Annotated in this window: 16 protein-coding genes; 9 read left to right on the top strand and 7 right to left on the bottom strand. The window is 46.5% G+C overall.

Annotation, left to right across the window (positions count from 1 at the left end; translation table 11 throughout):
- Positions 1 to 13: 13 nt before the first annotated feature.
- Positions 14 to 715 (bottom strand): iron-sulfur cluster assembly scaffold protein, encoded by a 702-nt coding sequence (locus C4H11_RS02515; RefSeq protein WP_106040357.1) that lies wholly within the window; start codon positions 713 to 715, stop codon positions 14 to 16.
- Positions 716 to 1210: 495 nt separating this feature from the next.
- Between C4H11_RS02515 and C4H11_RS02510 the strand changes: the two genes are divergently transcribed.
- The 5 genes from C4H11_RS02510 to metH all read left to right on the top strand — a co-directional run bounded on the left by C4H11_RS02510 (position 1211) and on the right by metH (position 6636).
- A complete protein-coding gene (locus C4H11_RS02510; protein ID WP_106040356.1) occupies positions 1211 to 1714 on the top strand; it encodes a DMP19 family protein in 504 nt (167 codons plus the stop codon).
- Between the two features lie 221 nt (positions 1715 to 1935).
- The gene (locus C4H11_RS02505; protein ID WP_106040355.1) at positions 1936 to 2733 is read left to right on the top strand and encodes a hypothetical protein; all 798 of its coding nucleotides are present in this window, start codon (positions 1936 to 1938) and stop codon (positions 2731 to 2733) included.
- A gap of 1 nt (position 2734) precedes the next feature.
- A complete protein-coding gene (locus C4H11_RS02500) occupies positions 2735 to 3307 on the top strand; it encodes a Yip1 family protein (RefSeq protein ID WP_106040354.1) in 573 nt (190 codons plus the stop codon).
- A 60-nt stretch (positions 3308 to 3367) separates the two neighbouring features.
- Positions 3368 to 3820 carry an SsrA-binding protein gene (gene smpB, locus C4H11_RS02495; RefSeq protein ID WP_106040353.1) on the top strand — a complete coding sequence of 151 codons (453 nt, stop codon included), beginning with the start codon at positions 3368 to 3370 and terminating at the stop codon, positions 3818 to 3820.
- 50 nt (positions 3821 to 3870) lie between these two features.
- Complete coding sequence (gene metH / locus C4H11_RS02490) at positions 3871 to 6636, top strand: methionine synthase (protein ID WP_106043052.1); 2766 nt, start codon at positions 3871 to 3873, stop codon at positions 6634 to 6636.
- A gap of 60 nt (positions 6637 to 6696) precedes the next feature.
- Here the strand turns inward: metH and C4H11_RS02485 are convergent, their stop codons facing one another.
- Both C4H11_RS02485 and udk read right to left on the bottom strand, forming a co-directional pair.
- Positions 6697 to 8106, bottom strand: coding sequence for an MltF family protein (locus tag C4H11_RS02485; RefSeq protein WP_106043050.1), 1410 nt, complete (start codon positions 8104 to 8106; stop codon positions 6697 to 6699).
- A gap of 95 nt (positions 8107 to 8201) precedes the next feature.
- A complete protein-coding gene (udk, locus tag C4H11_RS02480; protein ID WP_106040352.1) occupies positions 8202 to 8810 on the bottom strand; it encodes a uridine kinase in 609 nt (202 codons plus the stop codon).
- 192 nt (positions 8811 to 9002) lie between these two features.
- On the opposite strand from udk, the gene C4H11_RS02475 reads away from it, so the two are divergent.
- Both C4H11_RS02475 and C4H11_RS02470 read left to right on the top strand, forming a co-directional pair.
- A complete protein-coding gene (locus tag C4H11_RS02475; RefSeq protein WP_106043048.1) occupies positions 9003 to 9302 on the top strand; it encodes a Dabb family protein in 300 nt (99 codons plus the stop codon).
- A 33-nt stretch (positions 9303 to 9335) separates the two neighbouring features.
- On the top strand, positions 9336 to 11369 hold the full coding sequence (locus C4H11_RS02470) for a protein-disulfide reductase DsbD family protein (RefSeq protein WP_106040351.1): 2034 nt from the start codon (positions 9336 to 9338) through the stop codon (positions 11367 to 11369).
- Positions 11370 to 11484: 115 nt separating this feature from the next.
- On the opposite strand, the gene gcvP is transcribed toward C4H11_RS02470, so the two are convergent.
- Genes gcvP through C4H11_RS02450 form a run of 4 tightly spaced genes read right to left on the bottom strand, consistent with a single transcriptional unit; the run spans position 11485 to position 16536 of the window.
- Complete coding sequence (gene gcvP, locus C4H11_RS02465) at positions 11485 to 14334, bottom strand: aminomethyl-transferring glycine dehydrogenase (RefSeq protein ID WP_106040350.1); 2850 nt, start codon at positions 14332 to 14334, stop codon at positions 11485 to 11487.
- Between the two features lie 20 nt (positions 14335 to 14354).
- Positions 14355 to 14996: an MBL fold metallo-hydrolase gene (locus C4H11_RS02460; protein ID WP_106040349.1), complete on the bottom strand. Its 642-nt coding sequence runs from the start codon at positions 14994 to 14996 to the stop codon at positions 14355 to 14357.
- Positions 14997 to 15019: 23 nt separating this feature from the next.
- Positions 15020 to 15640 (bottom strand): 16S rRNA (guanine(527)-N(7))-methyltransferase RsmG, encoded by a 621-nt coding sequence (gene rsmG, locus C4H11_RS02455; RefSeq protein ID WP_106040348.1) that lies wholly within the window; start codon positions 15638 to 15640, stop codon positions 15020 to 15022.
- 38 nt (positions 15641 to 15678) lie between these two features.
- Positions 15679 to 16536: a DUF3298 and DUF4163 domain-containing protein gene (locus tag C4H11_RS02450; protein ID WP_106040347.1), complete on the bottom strand. Its 858-nt coding sequence runs from the start codon at positions 16534 to 16536 to the stop codon at positions 15679 to 15681.
- 186 nt (positions 16537 to 16722) lie between these two features.
- Between C4H11_RS02450 and C4H11_RS02445 the strand changes: the two genes are divergently transcribed.
- Together C4H11_RS02445 and C4H11_RS02440 are read left to right on the top strand one after the other, a co-directional pair.
- Entirely contained in the window at positions 16723 to 19458 is a 2736-nt protein-coding gene (locus tag C4H11_RS02445) for a SusC/RagA family TonB-linked outer membrane protein (protein WP_106043046.1), read from the top strand.
- Positions 19459 to 19468: 10 nt separating this feature from the next.
- A complete protein-coding gene (locus C4H11_RS02440; protein ID WP_106040346.1) occupies positions 19469 to 21103 on the top strand; it encodes a RagB/SusD family nutrient uptake outer membrane protein in 1635 nt (544 codons plus the stop codon).
- Position 21104: the final 1 nt, after the last annotated feature.

Raw genomic sequence — 21104 nt, 5'->3', positions numbered from 1 at the left:
TTTCCTCCTTATATTATTCGTGACGTGGGTCAATGTGTTTAACTGCGCCTTGTTCGGCAGTGAAGCGACCGTACGTACCGGTTACTTTCTTCAAAGCTTCATTGGCGTCCGTACCTTTCTTGATCTCATCCATGAACTTGCCAAGGTGAACGAATTCGTATCCGCAGATTTCATCGTTCTTGTCCAGAGCGATAGTCTTGATGTACCCCTCGGCCATTTCCAGATAGCGGGAACCTTTGGCCAAAGTGCCATACAGCGTGCCTACCTGACTGCGCAGACCTTTACCCAAATCTTCCAAACCGGCACCGATCATCAAACCGCCTTCCGAGAAAGCGGATTGCGTGCGGCCGTAAACGATTTGCAGGAAAAGTTCGCGCATGGCAGTGTTGATAGCGTCGCAAACGAGGTCGGTGTTCAGCGCTTCGAGAATAGTCTTTCCCGGGAGGATTTCTGACGCCATGGCAGCAGAGTGAGTCATGCCGGAGCAACCGATAGTCTCGACCAACGCTTCCTGAATGACGCCTTCCTTTACGTTGAGGGTTAATTTACATGCACCTTGCTGAGGAGCACACCAGCCGATACCGTGTGTCAAACCAGAGATGTCAACAATTTCTTTAGCTTTTACCCATTTACCTTCTTCGGGAATAGGAGCCGGTCCGTGGTTAGGACTTTTCTTCACAACACACATGTGTTCCACTTCGTGTGAATAAGTCATAATTAGCTCTTTTTAAAAATGATATAATAAAAAAACGTAATCCACTTTTGTTAGTCGGTACAAAGTTAGTGCTTTTCTCTGTTTCTGCCAACTCTTCAATTTGACTTTTTTATCAAGAGCTTATTTTAGCCCTTAATTAAATTTTTCCTCAACTATTTCTTCCTGCTTCTTTTCGGTTTTGTTCCCCTCTTTTTCATCCTCCGGATATCTGCACCGTACCAACACCGTATCTGCTCCGCATCTATAAGGACAAAGTAACTGCAGAGGTTATACGGAGTTGATACGGAGGAGATGCGGACAGGTACGGAGTGGCTTTACCGCTTGATGCTTGTTGATATTTTGTCCTTTTCAGGCGTAATTATTGAATCAAACCCTTAACTTTGCGGCGCATGCTCGGCGATGCTTCTTATAAGACAGAAAAATATCTGTTGCAAACTAAGGAGATTGGAAAAACGTCGAGTTTGGTTTCAACAAACTTCTAAAAAACAATTCATTATGATAAAAGTGACAGATGCAGCTTTGCGTCAGGCTGCTGCCGACGGGATGGATGCCTTTATCCATGTATTTACCGAGGCTTATGAACAAGAAATGGGTGGCAATGGCAATTTGGCAATCGATACGATGAGTATGCTCACGGCAGAGCAGCATTCGTTGCTGGCCTACCGGATTTTCCGCGATGAGGTGATGGAAGGTGGGTTTTGCCAATTGATTCAGAATGGCTATGGCGGATATGTCTTCGATAATCCGTTTGCCAAGGTGATGCGTCTGTGGGGAATAGGCGATTTGAGCAAGCTGATTTATGCCGCTAAGAAGATATACGATGCTCATCGTGAGGATTTGGAGCGTGAGCGCACGGATGAGGAGTTTATGGCAATGTATGAACAATACGAGGCCTTCGACGATTTGGAAGACAAATTTTTGGAAAAGGAAGAAGAATATACCGCTGCCGTGGCTGCATATGTGGATGAACATATCGAATTGTTTGCCGTGATAGCATAATTTCGAACCGCTTTTCATGAGCAGATAAAACCGCTTGCAAAAAGCACGAAACGGACAGGTTGATTGTGTCGGTACCGGAATGAAAAAATGTTAAAAAGCGGATGTGTTTGCAGTATTCGGATGGGTTTTCCGTTTACTCTTAAAAACAATGAAAAAAAGAGTGGGGTGTCTTGTTACTCGATTCTTTTATCTAAATTTGCAAACTCTAATATTAAAGAAAAATGAAACATTTGAATTTTTTGATGATTGCTTTTACCCTTTTGTTGGGTGTTTCGTTGACTTCGTGTCTGAGTAGTGATAATGAAAGTACTTTTGATGGCTATGGTTACGTACGTGCAAAACAATACTTAGGAAGCTCTTGGTTTGAAGATTTGGGAGGGAATAAATATTTCCCTACTGCAAGTTCGCTTGCTACGGTGAAGGCTAACAGTGGCTTTGATATAACACAAAGCGATTTAGTCTTCATTCAATACAAAAACGTAGAAACGAAGACGGGAAAAGAAACAGAAACAACAACCAATCGCACCATTCAGCTTGTGGGAGCCATGGCCATCGATTCTTATAGAGCCCAAACCGCAGAAACCGAAGCCGATATGCTTCTTGGAGATGCACCTATCGTGACTTTGACTCCTACTGCCCAATATAGTGAAACCTACAAACCGTTCATCTATGGTTCTGAAATGGTGGTTTTGCCTATCCATTGGAAGATGGAAAATAAAAAGGAAGCATTGGAGCAGCATTCATTTCAGTTGGTATATGTAAAGGATATGCAGAAAAACGCATCGGAGCTGGTGCTTTATTTGCAACATAACAAGGGAACGGATGCCAAAACAGAAGCCGATTTACTCCGGTATAAGGCTTACGACATTAAAAGTATCATGAGTGCTATCAAAAGCAATACCGGGAAATATCCTGGGAAAATCATAATCAAAGCTAAGGTTGCTGCCGATGGAAAGACGATGCCGGAAACTTATACGGATTTTGAGATAGACAGCAGTGACCTTAATAAACTGAAGTAATTTGAACTATAAAGAATTATTTTACATAGCTCTGCGACTAATTACCTCCCCGGCCCGTACGTGGGAGGAAATTAGTTTACAGGATAGGCGAAAGGTCTTCATGGCCTTTGTCTATCCTATGATTGGTTTATGCGGGTTGTCCGTCTTCATTGGTTCATTGATAAGGATGGGGTGGAGTGAGCCGCAAAGTTTTCAGTATGCCATGACGCGATGTTGTGCTGTGGCTGTTTCCTTGTTCGGAGGCTACTTCCTGGCTGCATATCTCATCAACGGGTTGTGTGTCCGCATGCTTGGAATGGTGAGTGACATCCCGTTGGTACAACAGTTTGCAGGCTATGCCTTAGCGGTGGTGTTTCTGATGAAGATGGTCATCGGTATACTGCCCGATTTCTATATCATAGCTTTGCTGTTTCAGTTTTACACCGTGTATGTGGTGTGGGAAGGGAGTGGCAAGGTGATGCGGATAGCCGAAAAAGAACGTTTGCGTTTCACCATTCTTTCTTCTGTTTTGCTGATTGTTTGTCCGGCAATGGTGGAATGGATATTCAATCAATTGACGGCGGCGCTGAATTAAGTGCTTTCCATGTGTAGGTTTTTTTAGGTAATGGGTTATTTTGAAAGGGTGAACAGAATCATGAAACAAGCTCCTGTAAATATAAAGAACAAGCGTGCCACATTCGATTACGAACTGATAGATACCTATACGGCCGGTATTGTGCTTACGGGTACGGAGATTAAATCCATACGCTTGGGAAAAGCAAGCCTGGTCGATACATTCTGTTATTTTGCAAACGGCGAACTATGGGTGAAGAATATGCATATTGCCGAATACTTCTACGGGTCATACAACAATCATTCGGCACGCAGGGAGCGTAAACTTTTGCTAAACAAGAAGGAATTGGATAAGTTGGCACGTGACACGAAAACTCCCGGCTTTACCATTGTCCCGGTTCGTTTGTTTATCAACGAGAAAGGTTTGGCCAAAGTGGTAGTGGCCCTCGCCAAAGGTAAAAAAGAGTTTGACAAGCGCCAGTCTTTGAAGGAAAAAGAGGATAAACGCGATATGGCGCGTATGTTCAAACGATGATGATTATCAAACAGCAAACCGCAAATTACAAGTTTTTTTCTACGAACATTATGAAGCAACTGAGCGAGTTGGTGCGTGAGCGCGTCCTTATTCTGGATGGTGCCATGGGTACCATGATACAACAATACAACTTAACGGAGAAAGACTTTCGGGGCGAACGTTTTGCACACGTCGCCGGGCAGATGAAGGGTAATAATGATTTACTCTGCCTGACGCGTCCCGATGTGATAGAAGATATCCATCGCAAATATCTGAAAGCGGGCGCAGACATCATTGAAACGAATACTTTCAGTTCCACCCGTGTCAGTATGGCCGATTATCATGTGCAGGAATATGTGCGTGAAATGAATCTTGCGGCTGTAAAGCTGGCTCGTGAGGTGGCCGATGAGTTTACCGCCCTTACCCCTGATAAGCCTCGTTTTGTGGCCGGTTCCGTGGGGCCTACAAACAAAACGTGCTCAATGAGTCCCGATGTCAACAATCCGGCTTTCCGTGCTTTGACCTACGACCAACTGGCCGCCGACTATCAAGAGCAGATGGAAGCTTTGCTTGAAGGGGGAGTAGATGCCTTGTTAATAGAAACCATTTTTGATACGCTGAATGCAAAGGCTGCTGTTTTTGCGGCAGAGCAAGCCATGCAGACTGTCGGCATACGTGTTCCTCTGATGCTTTCCGTTACGGTTTCTGATATAGCCGGGCGTACACTTTCCGGCCAGACGCTGGATGCTTTCCTTGCTTCCGTGCAGCATGCCGACCTTTTCTCCGTAGGGCTGAACTGTTCGTTCGGAGCCCGCCAATTGAAGCCTTTTCTGGAACGGCTTGCTGCCCGCGCGCCTTATTATATCAGTGCTTACCCCAATGCCGGTTTGCCCAACAGTCTGGGAAAATACGACCAAAGTCCTGACGACATGGCACATGAAGTGGAGGAATACGTTCATGAAGGCTTGGTCAATATTATTGGAGGATGTTGCGGAACCACGGACGAATACATTGCCCGTTATGCAGCGTTGATAGAAGGAGTGTCACCTCGTTGTCCCGCTCCGAAACCAGCCAATTTATGGCTTTCGGGACTTGAATTGCTGGAGGTGAAACCGGAAAACAATTTTGTAAACGTGGGAGAGCGCTGCAATGTGGCAGGTTCGCGTATGTTCCTGCGCCTGATTAATGAAAAAAAATACGATGAAGCGCTTGGCATTGCCCGCCGGCAAGTGGAGGATGGCGCCCAAATCATCGACATCAATATGGATGACGGATTGTTGGATGCCCGTGAGGAAATGACCACTTTCCTGAACCTGATAGCCTCCGAGCCCGAAATTGCGCGCGTTCCTGTGATGATAGACTCTTCCAAGTGGGAAGTGATTGTTGCGGGATTGAAATGCCTGCAAGGCAAATCCGTTGTCAATTCCATTTCTTTGAAAGAAGGCGAGGAGAAGTTTCTGGAGCATGCGCGCATCATCAAGCGATATGGAGCGGCTGTCGTAGTGATGGCTTTCGACGAGCAGGGGCAGGCTGATACTTTTGAACGCAAAATTGAAGTCTGCAAACGCGCATATCGCCTTTTGGTCGATAAGATCAACTTCAATCCTCATGATATTATTTTCGACCCGAATGTGCTTGCCGTAGCCACGGGGATGGACGAGCATAACAACTATGCCGTGGATTTTATCCGTGCCACCGGCTGGATTAGGAAGAACTTGCCGGGTGCGCATGTCAGCGGAGGGGTAAGTAACCTCTCTTTCTCATTCCGCGGCAATAATTATATCCGTGAAGCGATGCATGCCGTTTTTCTTTATCATGCCATCGGCGAAGGGATGGATATGGGCATCGTGAATCCGGCGACATCTGTTCTTTATACGGATATACCCGCTGACGTTTTGGAACGCATTGAAGATGTGGTGCTGAACAGGCGTCCCGACGCTGCCGAGCGTTTGATAGAAACTGCCGAGCGCCTCAAGGCAGAAGCCGGCGAGGCAAAAGGAACCGATGATAAAAAGACGGCTTCGGGCCATTCTCCCTTGGCATGGAGAGAGGGAACAACCGTGGAAGACCGCTTGAAATATGCTTTGACCAAAGGTATAGGCGATTATCTGGAGGAAGACCTTGTCGAGGCGTTAAAGCTTTACCCCACGGCAGTGTCTATCATTGAAGGTCCCTTGATGGCAGGCATGAACCATGTAGGCGATTTATTCGGAGCCGGCAAGATGTTTTTGCCACAAGTGGTGAAGACGGCGCGCACCATGAAGAAAGCGGTGGCCATACTTCAGCCTGTGATTGAATCGGAAAAGGAAAAAGGGACAGTGTCTGCCGGTAAAGTATTGCTTGCCACGGTGAAAGGCGATGTGCATGACATCGGTAAGAATATCGTTTCGGTGGTTATGGCTTGCAACGGTTATGAAATTATAGACCTTGGCGTAATGGTGCCTGCCGAAACCATCGTACAGCGTGCCGTAGAAGAACAAGTGGACATGATAGGATTGAGCGGCTTGATAACTCCTTCTCTGGACGAGATGGTGCATGTGGCCATCGAGTTGGAAAAGGCGGGGCTGAATATCCCTTTGCTGATAGGAGGGGCTACGACTTCGCAGCTTCACACGGCATTGAAGATTGCTCCGGTGTATCGCGCTCCGGTTGTCCATCTGAAAGATGCTTCGCAGAATGCTACGGTAGCGGTGAAACTGATGAATCCCGCAACAAAGGAGGAGCTGGAGAAGGAACTTAACGAGCAGTATGCGCAATTGTGTAAAAAGAATCAGGAAAGAAACGTCGAGACGGTTTCGCTGGAAGAAGCGCAAAAGAACAAGCTGAACTTGTTTTGAGACAGCTGTTTTTTTCTTCGGTTATAAGTGTAACCCTTCAGAGCTCTACAGATTGGATAATCATATTTTCTTCGCACGAGGATGCGAGGTATCCTTTATCTTTTTTTTGTATTGCTCAAATCGTGAAATAATGTCCCTCACAAAATTACACGTCTCGATGCCGCGGAAATATCCATTCTTACATACGGGATCGGTGAAGTATTCTTCATTACTTTTCAGCAGAATGAAAGTCTCTACATTATCTTTCCACACATACTTTTTTTTGCCGTACTTTTCAGCCAGCGCCATGGCGTCTTGCACATGTCCGATTCCGGAGTTGTAGGAAGCCAATACGAAGTTGATACGTTCATCTTGAGGAACCTGCGTGAAGCTTTTATCCGTAGCGGCTATATATTTGATGGCCGCTTTGATGCTTTCCTCCGGGTTTTGCTCTTTACCGGCAGGCACTCCCATTGCCCTTGCTGTGGCCGGCATCAGCTGCATCAACCCTTTGGCTCCTGCCCATGATACGGCAGTGGTGTCAAAGTTCGACTCCGTGTAGGCCAAGGAAGCCAGCAGGCGCCAGTCCCAATCAATCTCGGGTGCATATTTCTTGAACAAATCGTCGTAATGGGATATTTTGCCTTCGCGCAATGAAAGAATAGGAGAGTGCAAAAAGGTCTTGCTGATTTCGAAGTAGCGCTTCATGCTGGCTGTATAGGCAGGCGAAGTCACATTCTCTGCGTGCCACTTGTCGGCAATGGCAGCCAGTTGCGGACTGTCTTTGCGTACCGCCCATGAGGAGCGTTGGTCGAAACTGATGGATAGTCCGATGTTTAGGTTGGGGTAGTAGGTGGCATTCAGTTGCGCCACATGATTGTCGGCTACGGTATAGGGAATTTCTCCTTGCGCCACTTGCCTGATCAAATCCTCGGTGCTGATGCTGTCGTTGGTGACCTGATGGATGTGAATGCCTCCTCCGAGTTCTTCATCCAGATTGACCAGGCGTTCATAATGTTTTCCCGGTTTCACATACACATCCTTTCCGATGAGTTCCGTAACATCTTTCAGTGGTTTGCTTCCCCCACCGGTTCGTTGTACGATGACTTGATGAGTGATGATCTCCTCGCCGCAATAAATCAGGCTGTCTTTCCATTCCTTGGTGATGGGCAGATTGTATGCGATAAGGTCTCCCTTGTCGGCCTGCAATTGTTCGATGAGTTCGTGTACGCTTCGCACGACTTCTATTCTCAACTTTACTCCCAGGCTTTTGGCAAACTGTTCGCTCAACTCATATTGGAATCCCATATCCTGACCGCGATAGATGAAATAGGATGTGGAACTGTATAAGGTCAGCACGACCAGTTCGCCGCTGTCTTTTATTTGTTGCAAACCGTCGTGTCTGTTCTCTTCTGTACTATGGCTGCCACGACATCCGGCTATGCAGCAAAGCAACAGTGACAGAATGACCGATAATGAATGGCTGTTCATCAGCGGCCATGGCTTCCGGAAGCAAATCAGGTCAATCATACTCTATCTATTGCTGTTGATTGTCAATCATCGGTTTTTCAGCCCTTAGCGTATTGTCATCCCAAGTGTTTCTTGATAAACATGGTCAGGATATCAATGGCTATCCGGTTATTTCCACCTTCCGGCACAATGAGGTCGGCATACCGTTTACAGGGCTCGATGAATTGTTGGTGCATGGGTTTCAGAATACGGGTGTAACGCTCCATTACCGCTTCGGCCGTACGTCCTCGTTCCACCACGTCACGCTGAATTACGCGAATCAGACGTTCGTCGGGGTCGGCGTCTACAAATATCTTGAGGTCCATCATGTTGCGCAATTTTTTATCGCACAGGGCGAGGATTCCTTCGATGATGACTACTTCGCGAGGTTCGATGTGAATGGTTTCGGGCTGCCGGGTACACGTCAGGTAGGAGTAAGTGGGCTGTTCAATGCTTTTTCCTTCGCGCAGCATGGTCACATGTCTGGAAAGCAGGCTCCATTCAAATGCGTCCGGGTGGTCGAAGTTGATGTTCTGCCTTTCTTCCACAGGCACTTGGCTGCTATCTTTGTAATAAGAGTCTTGTGGCAATAATACCACTTCACCGGCCGGTAGGCTTTCAATGATTTTACGTACTACGGTGGTCTTTCCCGAACCGGTTCCTCCTGCAATTCCTATTATTAACATCCGTTTAAGTGCATATTTAAAACATAATCTGTATTTTTGTTGCATGAAAGCCGGCTTTATTCTGCCAACCATCCCGCCAAAACGAAGATGAACATTCTTTTGTGCTCTGTCGTTCTTAAGTTTCAGCCATTCATGGAAGAAGCAGCCGTTTCGATTGACAAATATAGACATAAATCATTAGAACAACAACTTATGGTAAAACACATTGTATTATTTAAATTGAAAGATGAGGTTTCGGCTGACGAAAAGTTGGCTGTAATGAATGATTTTAAAGCAGCTATTGAAGCGCTTCCGGCAAAAATTCCCGTTATTCGTAAGATTGAAGTGGGATTGAATATGAATCCGGGCGAGACGTGGAACATTGCTCTTTACAGTGAGTTCGACACCTTGGATGATGTGAGGGCCTATGCCGTTCATCCCGATCATGTGGCTGCCGGGAAACTCCTTGCCACAGTGAAAGAAAGTCGCGCTTGTGTGGATTATGAGTTGTAAGAAACATGTATAACCATTAAATAATATTATGCAATGAAGAAAATCTCTCTCTCTCTCTTTCTGTTGCTCTTTGCCATGATGGCGCAAGCGCAGATGCAAGATCCCGTTAAGTTTAAGTCGGAATGGAAAAATTTACCGGGTGGTGAGGCGGAAATAGTGTTCACTGCGGCCATCGATAAGGGCTGGCATGTTTATTCCACCGATTTGGGTGATGGCGGCCCCATTTCGGCTACTTTCAATGTTGAGAAGCTTTCGGGAGTGGAAACCGTGGGGAAATTAAAGCCGGCAGGTAAGGAGATTTCCACATTCGACCGGTTGTTTGAGATGAAGGTGCGCTACTTTGAGCATACCGCCCGGTTTGTACAGAAGCTAAGACTTACAGGCAGTACTTATCAAGTAGAAGGATATCTGGAATATGGCGCCTGCAATGACGAGAATTGCTTGCCTCCCACCCAGGAACCTTTTAAGTTTTCCGGAAAAGCGGAGGGCGTTGCCAAGGAAAATGCAACTTCTGTAGCGGAAACAAGCGCGGATAATGTACCGGAATCGCAAGAAGCTGTTGCCGATACTGTTTCTGATGGAAAGGTTGATGAAGCGGAAATGTTTGCGGGAAGAGATGCGACGGATAAGTCTGACTTGTGGAAGCCTGTAATCAGCGAATTGCGGTCTTTGGGTGAATCCACCTCTCACGAGGACATGTCATGGCTTTACATTTTCATTACCGGATTTGTCGGAGGGCTTTTGGCCTTGTTTACCCCGTGCGTGTGGCCCATTATTCCAATGACGGTCAGTTTCTTCCTGAAACGTAGCAAGGATAAGAAAAAAGGTATTCGTGACGCTTGGACGTACGGTGCGTCAATCGTTGTCATTTACGTTACGCTGGGTCTGGCCATTACGCTTATTTTTGGTGCCAGTGCCTTGAATGCGCTTTCTACCAATGCGATATTCAATATCTTGTTCTGTCTGATGTTGGTCATATTTGCAGCTTCGTTTTTCGGAGCATTCGAGATAACTCTGCCTTCCAAATGGAGTACGGCCGTAGATAGCAAGGCGGAGGCTACGAGTGGTCTGCTTAGCATTTTCTTGATGGCGTTCACGTTGTCATTGGTGTCTTTCTCATGTACCGGGCCTATTATCGGCTTTCTTTTGGTGCAGGTTTCTACTACGGGCAGTATAGTGGCCCCGGCCATTGGCATGCTTGGTTTTGCGGTAGCTTTGGCATTGCCGTTTACATTGTTTGCGCTGTTCCCGTCTTGGCTGAAGTCCATGCCCAAGTCGGGAGGCTGGATGAATATCATTAAGGTAACCCTTGGATTTTTGGAACTGGCATTTGCCTTGAAGTTCCTTTCGGTGGCCGATTTGGCTTATGGCTGGCGTATCCTTGACCGTGAAACATTCCTTGCCTTATGGATTGTGCTGTTTGCTCTACTCGGCTTTTATCTGTTGGGTAAAATCAAGTTCCCTCACGATGACGATGACACAAAGGTCAGTGTCCCTCGTTTCTTCATGGCTTTGGCTTCGTTGGCATTTGCCGTTTACATGGTTCCCGGTTTGTGGGGAGCCCCATTGAAAGCGGTCAGTGCTTTTGCTCCGCCCATGCAGACTCAGGATTTCAATCTCTATAATAATGAAGTACATGCCAAGTTCGATGACTATGATCTCGGCATGGAGTATGCACGCCGGCATGGAAAGCCTGTGATGCTCGACTTTACCGGTTATGGTTGCGTGAACTGCCGTAAAATGGAGCTTTCCGTATGGACAAATCCGAAAGTGAGTGATATCATCAATAACGACTATGTACTTATCACCCTTTATGTGGACAATAAGACGCCGCTTCCTGCGCCTGTGAAGATTGTGGAAAACGATACCGAGCGTACCTTGCGCACAGTGGGCGATAAGTGGAGCTATCTGCAACGGGTGAAGTTCGGGGCCAATGCACAGCCTTTCTATGTGCTGATTGACAACGAAGGGAAACCTCTTAACAAATCTTATTCTTACAATGAGGATATACCCAAATACATCGAGTTCTTACAGACCGGTTTAGAGAATTACAATGCTGAAAAGTAAACTTTAAAGAAAGGGGAACGGTAATAAAACTCCCATGGCAAAACCTATGCCATGGGAGATTGAATTGACGGTTTCTTCTATCGGACTGTAAATAGTCCGCTACGTCTGTTTTCCATCAGTCGAAGCATCCGTAGCATGTAGGCAACAGGTTGCGGTCGCCCAATGTGTTATCTACACGTGCCACGTTCACCCAGAACTTGTTGTCCCGTACGCTTTCCATCGGATAGGCCGCTTTCTCGCGTGTATAGCTGTGCTCCCATCTGTCGGACACGACTTCATATTCGGGATGTGGCGCATTGATTAGCACATTGTCCGCTTTGTCGGCCTTACCCTCTTTTACTTCCTGAATCTCGTTCCAGATGGTCAGCATCACATGTACGAAATTGTCGAGCTCGGCAAGACTTTCACTTTCTGTGGGCTCAATCATCAATGTGCCATGTACGGGGAAAGACAGGGTGGGGGCGTGATAACCGTAATCCATCAGGCGCTTGGCGATATCATTCTCGCTGATGCCCGTTTCCTCATGGACATTGCGGCATTCCAGTATCATTTCGTGACCTACGTAGCCGTTTACTCCTCGATAAACAGTGCCGTATGTATCTTGTAGGCAAGCTGCCAGATAATTGGCGCTGAGGATGGCTGTTTTAGTGGCACGTGTCAGCCCTTCCGTTCCCATCATGCGGATATAACCATAGGTGATGGGCAGGATGCCGGCACTGCCAAACGGAGCGGCAGATACTTCATTGGCGGCATTGCCAAACGATACATGTCCCGGCAGGAACGGAACCAGATGCTCGGCTACGCAAATAGGACCTACGCCGGGACCACCGCCACCGTGGGGTGAAGCGAACGTCTTGTGCAGGTTCAGATGGCATACGTCGGCACCGATAAAGCCAGGATTGGTCAGGCCTACTTGCGCATTCATGTTGGCACCGTCCATATACACTTGTGCTCCACAAGCATGGATAATATTACAGATTTCCACGATTTCCGTCTCAAAGATACCGTGCGTTGAGGGATAGGTAATCATCAGGGCGGCAAGTTCGTTCTTGTTCTCTTCCGCTTTGGCACGAAGGTCTTCCATATCCACATTGCCCTGTACATCGCAAGCGCATGTCACGATGTTAAACCCTGCCTGTATGGCTGATGCCGGATTGGTGCCGTGTGCGGATGCCGGTATCAGCACTTTATTACGATGGCCTTGTCCGATGTGTTCCAGATAAGCACGGATGACGCGCAATCCGGTATATTCGCCCGCCGCACCCGAATTAGGTTGCAGGCTGACTCCGGCAAATCCGGTTATCGTCTTCAGTTCATCGCTGAGATTGTCAATCAGCTTCCGGTAGCCTTCTGCCTGATCTTCGGGTACCAGAGGGTGCATGCTCATGAATTCGGGACGGCTGAGCGGCAGCATCTCTGCGGCTGCATTCAGCTTCATGGTGCACGAACCGAGTGAGATCATGGAATGTGCCAAAGAAATGTCCTTGCGGTCGAGGCGCTTGATATAGCGCATCATTTCTGTTTCCGTGTGATACTTGTTGAATACTTCATGAGTCAGGTAGGAACTTTGACGTTTCAGGTTTTTGCCGATGTTGCTGCCTGCCGGGACATCGCATATTCTTTCCCAGTCTTTTCCGGCAGCAATGGCAAAAATGGATAATAGAATGTTTACTGCCGGTACATCTGTGGTCTCATCAATACTCATGCCCACATCACCGTTTTTGAAGTAGCGCAGGTTCACCTCTTTGCTCAGTGCGATGGTGCGGATTTGTTGTGCGGATACGGTATCGGGCAGTGCGAAACGCAGTGTGTCGAAATACTGTACGTTCATTTGCTTGTATCCCAGCTTGGTGATGCTCTTTTCCAAAAATACGGCAATGCTGTGTATGCGCTCTGCTATGGTATGAATGCCTTTCGGACCATGATATACGGCATAGAATCCTGCCATTGTGGCCAATAACGCTTGTGCGGTACATATGTTGGAAGTGGCTTTTTCCCTTTTGATGTGTTGCTCGCGGGTTTGCAAGGCCATGCGATAACAGAGTTTACCGTATTTATCTTTCGACCAGCCTATAATGCGTCCCGGCATGTTGCGCTTGTATTCATCACGCGTGGCAAAATAAGCGGCCGATGGTCCTCCGTAGAACATCGGTGTACCCAGCCGTTGTGTCGTGCCGAAAACAATGTCTGCTCCCCATTCTCCCGGAGGAGTGAGCAAGACAAGGCTTAAGATGTCGGCGGCAACAGCCACTTTGCAGTTTGCGGCATGTGCTTTTTCCACAAAAGCCCGATAGTCTTCCACATTACCGTTGGCATTAGGATACTGAAGTATGCAGGCAAAGATGCCCGGGGTGAATTCCATTTCGCTCCATTTGCCTACACGCAGTTCGATGCCTTGCGGAATGGCGCGGGTGGTCATGACCGCCAAGGTCTGCGGGAATATATTTTCGTCAACAAACACAATGTTTGCCCCGGATTTTTGCATGTCGCGCGGACGCATGGCATACATCATGGTTACAGCTTCGGAAGCCGCTGTGGCTTCGTCCAGCAAGGAACAGTTGGAAAGAGGCATTCCGGTCAGGTCGCAAACGGCGGTCTGGAAGTTCATCAAAGCTTCCAATCGTCCTTGTGACACTTCAGCCTGGTAAGGAGTATAAGAGGTATACCAGACGGGGTTCTCGAATACGTTACGTTGGATAACGGCAGGTGTGACGGTGTTATACCACCCCATGCCAATGTAAGTGGCGTAAAGTTTGTTTTTCGCGGCCAGATCGGCAATGTGTTGCCCAAACTCATATTCCGTCATGGCTTTTGGCAGTGCCAGCGGCTCTTTCAGGCGAATATTGGCAGGAATGGTCTTGTCAATCAGCTCGTCCAGGCTGTTCACTCCGATTTTCCGGAGCATTTGTTCTTCATCTTGTTCACTGATGCCGATGTGACGGCTGGAGAATACGTCGTTTTTCATAATTATAGTGATTTTAAAGTTTACTTTCTGAAGAAAGGATTTTCTGCTTTTTCAATTCCGATTGTTGTGGGGGCTCCATGTCCGGGATAGACAACGGTATCATTGGGCAAAACGAACAGACGACTACAGATATGTTCTATCAGTTCGTCGAAGTTTCCACCGGCAAGGTCGGCGCGGCCGATGCTGCCTTGAAACAATACGTCACCCGAAAACATGCAATGGTCTTCTGCGCAATAGTACACCAAACTGCCCGGTGAATGCCCCGGTACGTGAATGGCTTCCAGCTTCGTGTTACCGAAACTGATGATATCTCCATCGTGGAGATATGTGCCCAAGGGCACGGGGGCTTCTTGCAACCGGAAGCCGAACATGCGACTTTGCTTGGGAGCTTCGTCAATCCAAAATTCATCTGCCTGATTAGCTTCAGCTTTCAGGCCGAACTCTTTCAGCATGAACGGATTGCCGAATATATGATCCAAATGCAGGTGTGTATTCAACAAGTGTTTTACGCTCAGTTCATTTTTTATGATGAAGTTCTTCAATGTCTGTTTCTCTTCTTCATAAAAACAGCCCGGATCAATGACTACAGCTTCATTGGTTTCATCCCACAGTACATAGCTGTTTTCGGGAAACATGTTGAATTCAAATCTCTTTATCTTCATTCTTATATTATTTGTTACGCTTCTCAGACGGTTACATACACTACTTTCTTCGTACTGAAAAAATCTTCTTCAAAGATGTTTTTCAAGTCCCACATGGTGGTTTTGTTCCTGAAAGGCATTGCTTCTTGTGCCAACTCTCCGCCTTTCAAACAAATCAGTCCGTTGGGCAAGGCATTCTGTTGCTTGGCGGATATATTTTTGCGGACGATTTTGAGTAAATCGGGCAGTGGCATCACAGCACGACTCACTACGAAATCAAATGTCCTTTTTTCTTCTTCTGCACGAGCATGGCGCGATGTGACATTTTCCAATCCGATGCTGTTGGCTATTTCCGTGGCCACGCGCACTTTCTTGCCAATGCTGTCCACCAGATGAAATTTCACTTCGGGAAAGAGAATGGCCAACGGTATGCCCGGAAAGCCACCTCCGGTGCCGAGATCCATGATTTGACTTCCCGGCTTAAAACGAATCACTTTGGCTATACCCAAAGAATGGAGCACATGATGTTCGTAGAGGTTCTCAACGTCTTTGCGTGAAATGACATTTATTTTGGAGTTCCAATCCAAATAAAGATCATAGATGGCGGCGAACTGTTCTTTCTGCTTCTCTGTCAGATCGGGAAAATACTTCAGGATTAGTTCCATTTGATTATCAATTACAATGTATGACAGATTGTTTTTAATTAAGAGTTTCGTATTTCATTCAGCACCATGCAATCGTCTTTCAGCAAGTGTTGCACCATTTCATATGGAAGAGAAATTTCTATCGGCCCCATTACGTAAGGAGCTATGTCGTAGACATTATAATAAAACGTGACGCCTTGGGGGGTGAGGTGGAAATTCTCGGTCGGCGCCAGTTCACCTGTGGTGGCATAGCCCATGTCTTCCAACTCTTGACGGGTGGTTACCTTATTATCAGCCATCAATTGGTTCCACAGCAAGTCGGTCAGCGCTTCTTTGTAATCATCGACGAACAAGTCGTCCAAGCGGACGGGGCTTAATGTGCGCAAGTCCATGTTGAGGAATGTGGTCATGTAGATGCCGTGTGCTCCGCCGGTATATTCGTTGTAGTCGATGCGATAGACCAGCAGATGCTTGATGTAGAGTTGTACGCGACTTTCTATACCTTTATAATACGAGTACCATGCTTCCATGCTTGCGCCTTCTTCTTTTTCCTGTTCGTCTTTTTTATACATCGGTTCCAGATCGTTGCGATAATCGTTGATGTATTTTTCCGTGTATTTCTTTATGGCTTCTTCCGGCGTTGCCATCATGTATTTATCGCCGAAGAAGGTGGAAACAAGAAAGGTGTTGAGACTGTCCTTCAGTTTTGTATCGGATGATTTTGCGGCATAAGTGAATTTTACAACAAGGTTGCAGGCCGGTTTGGCTGTATCTCCAAAAAGATGCGATGTTTCATTTACTTGTATACTGTCGAACTCCAACGCTCCGGCGTTTTTGTTCACGGTGTTATTGCAAGAAAAGAAAAAACTGCTTGTCGCAAGCAGAAAGACAAGTAGACTGACAGTTTGCTTTTTCATTTTCGGTTTTATTTATAATTCAATACTTCAACCAAGAATCTTTATCGACAAATATAGAACATATAAACGAACTGTATGCATAAAAAAGAAAAAAAAACTGTTATCCAATCTTTCTTGGAAAAGTGAAAAGATTTTCTTACTTTTGGTTGCTATAAAAAAGAGTTAACCTTTCTAATAGGCAGAATGATGAAACTGTGTTATAAATTTGTCGTCTCAGTATGTCTCTGTGTCTTCGGAGCGGGGGTGTCTATACATGCGCAAAAAACGCTGCATATTGCTGTGCCCGACTCCATGATAACCATCGGATATACTATGGGACATGAGAAAAACGTCTCTTCCCTTGTTGAAAAAGTTACCGGAAAACTGCTGAAGGTCGACCAGATTACCAATCCTCTGGAGGCCATTTACGGTAAGGTGCCGGGGTTGACGATACATCGTGCGGCAAATGGCATGGCTGCCTTGGATGCTGTTCGTCTTCGCGGAACAACTTCATTGACCAGTGGCAACGACCCGCTGATTATCATTGACGGAGTGTTTGGAGATATTTCTTTGCTTACTTCTGTTTATCCTACTGATATAGAGAGTTTCACGATTCTGAAAGACGCTTCGGAGACTGCCCAATATGGTTCGCGTGGTGCGTCCGGTGTCATTGAAATTACGACAAAAAAAGGCATGAAAGGCAAGACGCGGGTAAGCTACAATGGTAATTTCGGTGTTGCCGCCGTTTATAAAAGTCTTAAAATGTTGTCGGCCGACGAATATCGCGATGTGGCACGGAAAGAAGGAATATCCATCGTAGACTTAGGTAATGATACGGATTTTCTGAAAGAGATACAGCGAGCCGGTTGGCAACAAGATCATCATGTGGCTTTCTATGGAGGAAAGGACGATTCCGACTATCGGGTCTCTCTTGGTTTTATGCGTAGAGAAGGGGTTATCGTCAATGAACATATGACTAACTTTACATCGAACATGAATATGACTCAGAAACTTTTCGGCGGATTTGTGCAGTGCGATGTGGGCATGTTCGGTTCAGTGCAGAAGAATCGCAATCCGGTAGACGTACAAAAGACTTTTTATTCGGCAGCCGCATTCAATCCTACTTATCCTGATCATAAGAATGCGGAAGGTTCGTGGGATGGTGTGACCAACGCAAGCCAAATCACCAATCCTTTGGCTTGGATGGAGGTGAAAGACAAAGAATCGACCTCGCACATGAGCACTTATGCCAAGCTGAAGTTTAATCTTATGCCGTATTTGAACTTTCAGCTTTTCGGTTCCTATTCCTATAATATGATTGAAAATTCCCAATACCTCCCGACGGCAGTGTGGGCACATGGACAGGCTTATCGCGGAATACGTAAATCGGAAGCATTGGTCGGGAATGCCATACTGACATACAGGAAGCATGTGAGGCGCCATTTTATCGATGCGCTGGCCTTGGCCGAGGTTCAGCAGGAGGGCTATACGGGTTTTTATACAACAGTCACCAATTTCAGTTCCGATTTGTTTGGGTATGACAACCTGCAAGCCGGTGCCTTACGACCTTGGGAAGGGACGAACTCATATTATGAACGCCCTCGTCTGGTTTCCTACATGGGACGTGTCAATTATACATATGCCGACCGTTACATCCTGACCGTGAATGCCCGTGCAGATGCTTCTTCTAAATTCGGGAGCAATCATAAATGGGGATTCTTCCCTTCAGTTTCAGCAGCCTGGAATGTGTCTCGGGAAGAGTTTATGAAACAACTGCCTCAGGTGAATAGCCTGAAAATTCGCGTAGGATACGGATTGGCGGGAAATCAGAGCGGGATAGATTCTTATACTACCCTTCGGTTGGCACAGCCCAACGGAGTGGTGCCCGTAGGTAGTTCGCAAGTGGTTTCTCTTACCGAATTGCGCAATACAAATCCCAATTTGAAATGGGAAGTAAAACACAATCTGAATGCCGGGGTGGATTTGGCACTATTCGGTAATTGCCTGTTGCTTTCCGCCAACTATTATCTGTCCAAGACAGACGACATGCTTTATACTTATAATGTGAGTGTTCCTCCATTCACTTATGGCACATTAGTGGCGAATATGGGCTCGATGCGCAACAGCGGTTTGGAAATGGCAGTGGGAGTTACTCCTTTGAAAACCAAAGATATGGAACTGAACATTAATGCCAATGTTTCTTTCCAGCGAAACAAGTTGCTGTCTTTGAGCGGCATGTATGATGGAGAATATCTCAGTGCAGCAACATATAAAAGCATTTCAAGCTTGGATGGAGCCGGCTTTCACGGAGGCTACAATCACATTGTATATCAGATTGTGGGACAGCCGTTGGGGGTATTTTATCTCCCACGCAATAGCGGATTGGTGACTGACGGGAATGGCGGTTATAAATATGGGGTTGCCGACTTGAACGGAGGAGGCATAAGTTTGGAGGATGGAGAAGACCGTTATATAGCCGGACAAGCCATGCCGAAAGCCATTGTCGGTTCCAATATCAGTTTCCGTTATAAGGATTTCGACCTGTCGGTACAAATCAATGGGGCTTTCGGGCATAAAATTTATAATGGAACTTCGCTGACTTACATGAATATGGGGATATTTCCTGACTATAATGTGATGAAGAAGGCTCCGCAAGCCAACATCAAAGACCAGACGGCTACTGATTATTGGCTGGAACGGGGAGATTATGTGAACTTAGACTATGTGACGGCGGGATGGAACATTCCGTTGCGGGGGACAAAAAAGTATATTCAAAACCTGCGTCTTACTTTTACGGTGAATAATTTGGCTACGATTACCGGTTATTCGGGAGTTTCACCTATGATAAACAGTTCTACCGTCAACAATACGTTAGGCCTCGATGATAAACGGAACTATCCGCTTGCCAGAACTTTTACTTTGGGGTTGAATATTAATTTCTAAAGAGAATATTATGAAGAATTTTCGGATTCAATATTGGCTGGCGGCATTTTGCAGTCTTTTCTTGTTGACGACTTGCGATGCTTTTTTGAAGGAGGTACCTCACGACAAGATAGATAAAGAGGAAGCATACCGCACACTTTCCGACTTGTATTTGAACGCAGTGGCGTCACTTTATAATTATGTGGGTGGATGTGCCGACAGTCAGGGGCTGCAAGGAACGGGACGCGGTGTTTATGACTTGAATACGTTTACCTCCGATGAAGCCATTATGCCCACTCGCGGTGGTGATTGGTATGATGGTGGCTTTTGGCAAGGATTGTTTCTGCATCGATGGGGGGTGAACAATGATGCCATTCAAGCCACATGGGAGTATCTCTATAAGGTGGTGATGCTGAGCAACAGGTCGGTAGAGAGAATCGAAAATTTTCCGGTCACTCACAACGAACCGAAACTATCGGAATATAATGCAGAGGTGCGTGCGTTGCGTGCCATGTATTACTATTATCTGATGGATTTGTTCGGTCGTGTGCCGTTGGTACTTTCTTCTTCTGTTTCTATGGAAAAAGTGGTGCAGAAGGAACGGAAAGATATATTTGATTTTGCGGTGAAAGAATTGCAACAAGCGGCTCCTCTGTTGTCAGAGGCTCATAGCAACCGGCCGGGAGATTATTATGGACGTATCACGCGTCCGGTGGTCTATTTCCTGCTTGCAAAGTTGGCATTAAACGCCGAAGTTTATACCGACAATGATTGGACTGACGGTGTACATCCTGACGGAAAGGAAATTTACTTTACGGTGGGCGGACAGTTGTTGAATGCTTGGCAAACAGTGATGGCCTATTGTGACAGCATCACTGCGTCGGGATATCGATTGGAAGCCCGATATGAAACGAACTTTGCCGTATATAATGAGTCTTCGGTGGAGAATATATACACTATTCCCATGAATAAGACTTTATATACCAATCAGTTGCAATATCTGTTCCGTTCCCGGCACTATAATCATGCCAAGGCTTACGGGCTGGGCGGTGAAAACGGCTCCAGTGCAACGGTAGATGCATTGCGCGTGTTTGGCTATGATACGGATGGGCAGGATCCCCGCTTTGATAAATGTTACTTTGCACATGAGGTATATGACTTGCAGGGAAAGATTGTCAAACTGGATGACGGTACTGTGCTGGAATATCATCCGTGGGAAGTGGCAGTAGATATATCCGATACACCTTATGAAAAAACTGCGGGCGCGCGGATGAAAAAATATGAGATAGATGTGAACGCTACCAAAGATGGCAAATTGATGGAGAATGATGTCGTGTTGTTTCGCTATGCGGATGTGCTGCTGATGAAGAGCGAGGCAAAAGTACGTAACGGAGAAAGCGGAGACGAAGAGTTGGCGAAAGTACGCAGCCGTGTGAAGGCTGCTTCTCGTCCGGCCACATTGGCTACTTTGCTGGACGAACGGCTGTTGGAACTCGCATGGGAAGGATGGAGGCGCCAAGACCTTATACGTTTCGGAATGTTTACCCGTGCCTATGACAGCCGTCCCCAATTGCCGAAAGAAGCAAATGGCTATACTACCGTATTCCCCATTCCGGGCAATGTGCTGAAGATGAATGGCAGACTGGTGCAGAATAAAGGATATTGAT

This window comes from Bacteroides zoogleoformans (assembly GCF_002998435.1).
In the GTDB taxonomy this organism is placed as follows: Bacteria; Bacteroidota; Bacteroidia; order Bacteroidales; family Bacteroidaceae; genus Bacteroides; species Bacteroides zoogleoformans.
Note: the sequence above shows the minus strand (reverse complement) of the source record. Positions and strands in the feature narration are given on the sequence as shown.